Here is a 1,404-nt window from a genome sequence, read left to right as displayed (position 1 = left end):
ACTCCACGCCAATGTACGGCTCACAGGTTAAGTGGTTGTTATACGGACGTAAAAAATGGATTTAATTCATAACCGTAGTCTAATTATTATTAATTAAGGAAATTACAATGTCATATCAAACTGCGGCTCAAATATACTCCGATTCCAGGCCAAAATATCCAAAAGAATTCTTTACAAAAGTAATGACTGAACTAAGGGCAGATTATAGAAACATCTATGTAGATTTAGGATGTGGTACTGGTGAACTATTGATTCCACTTTCTTCATCTTTCGACGAAAGCATCGGAGTTGATCCGGAAATCGAAATGCTAAATCAGGTTAACTTAAAAGTGATCAATCACAATTCAAGAATAAAAACATATCATGGTATTGCTGAAGATTATTTTGCTTCCATTCCAAAAGATTTCAAAATTGATTTAGTGACTGCTGGAAGATCATTCCATTGGATGGATCATGAAGAAATTATAAAGCAATTGAAAAATCATCTTAAACCCGAAGGGTTATTTATCTCCGTTGGTGAGAATGATGGTGGAATTTGGAACCGGAAAGCAGATTGGGCTCAAATGATGAAAAATCTGATTTTTTGCGGTTTTCATTTAAAGAAAGATTTTAAGCCCACAAATGGAATCAAAATTGATTGGATTCGTACTCGCGATAAATTGAAAACCATCGGGGAAATACAAGAAGTAGAATTTAAAGCAGAATTAATCTGGTCATCTGATCAAATAATCAATCTATATTTATCTTCTGCAGGATTATTTGAATGGTTAGGAAATGAAATCGATGATTTCAAACTTAAGTCAAAGGAAAAATTACTGAGTATGAACCAGCAGGATAAATTCATTTTCGATTTTACTATCGGGATGACAATTGTAAAGAAATATAAAGCTAGCGCCGTATAACAAGCGCTTCGAGACGGACTCGCCTATTGTCATGGAGTTTGCTTGATTCCTGCCCTAATCGGGCAGGGCAAACTCCACGCCAATGTACGGCTCGCCGCTCAAGCGGTTGTTAAATGCATTCCAAGACAATGAATCAATTTATTGACAATTATCGACCCCTGTGTTCAAATATAACATTCCCCAAGGGGGAAAGCGGGTACCCTTATTGCTATTGAATTTATTCAGTAGTTGGTCCTCCTTAAAGATAAAGCTTGTTTGAGGAGTATGTAGCGACTAACTTTTACGTAGGTTGTACGCGTGGAACCCAGCGGAAGCTGGGTTTTTTAAATATGAACTTAGAGAAAATATTACTTAAATACATTAAATCTGAGTCTAATAAACTTTGCCTTAGGCACCATGCTTATCATAATGGAATAGATATAGAAAACAGACGAAAGAAAGCGCGCATTACGGTAGTGTACAATTCTTTCTGTAAAAGTGCTCTCTGTAAGGGGGCTTGAAA

Annotated in this window: 1 protein-coding gene; it reads left to right on the top strand. The window is 36.3% G+C overall.

Annotated features, from left to right (window positions below):
* Nucleotides 1–107 precede the first annotated feature (107 nt).
* A complete protein-coding gene (locus tag DC28_RS07510) occupies nt 108–902 on the top strand; it encodes a class I SAM-dependent methyltransferase (protein WP_081942050.1) in 795 nt (264 codons plus the stop codon).
* The last annotated feature ends 502 nt before the right edge of the window (nt 903–1,404 follow it).

The sequence above is a fragment of the Spirochaeta lutea genome, from assembly GCF_000758165.1.
Classification (GTDB): domain Bacteria; phylum Spirochaetota; class Spirochaetia; order DSM-27196; family Salinispiraceae; genus Spirochaeta_D; species Spirochaeta_D lutea.
The sequence above is the reverse complement of the archived record's forward strand: the minus strand, read 5'-3'. Positions and strand labels throughout refer to the sequence as shown.

Excerpts from the sequence above, each read along its gene's own strand:
- DC28_RS07510 (WP_081942050.1), top strand. The coding sequence starts at position 108 with ATGTCATATCAAACTGCGGCTCAAATATACTCCGATTCCAGGCCAAAA.